Raw genomic sequence first — 367 nt, 5'->3', positions numbered from 1 at the left:
GAGACAGAATACAAAAAAATTCTGGAAACCGGAAGAGACAATCAGGCGTTATCTCAGCCTTTGCAAAAATATTTCATAACAGAAGAGTCATTTCAATCCTTTTTAAAGACATTTTATTATTTACCAGCAAAGATTTTGCAACAATACGATTCCTACAATTTAACAGACATTAACATAACAAAAGAATCCAATAGTTACTTGGTAAAAGTAGAATTAGAATTGATAAAAGAAGAAAAATCAAAGAAACATTCCATCATAATAAAAATTCAAATGGATCATAAAAAGTTTACCTATTTTACCATCACAGAAGGAAAAGAAATTTAACACAAATAAGCGGTTGAAAGATAAGAAACAAATAGGATATAAT

At 27.8% G+C, this 367-nt stretch carries 1 protein-coding gene; it reads left to right on the top strand.

Going from position 1 to position 367, the window contains the following annotated elements; all coding sequences use genetic code 11:
• Positions 1-324, top strand: a 324-nt coding sequence (locus G4407_RS16345; protein WP_173689715.1) for a hypothetical protein, incomplete at its 5' end; no start/stop codon positions are given.
• Positions 325-367: the final 43 nt, after the last annotated feature.

This window comes from Allocoprococcus comes (assembly GCF_013300725.1).
In the GTDB taxonomy this organism is placed as follows: domain Bacteria; phylum Bacillota; class Clostridia; order Lachnospirales; family Lachnospiraceae; genus Allocoprococcus; species Allocoprococcus comes_A.
This window is presented reverse-complemented; position numbering and strand designations above follow the sequence as displayed.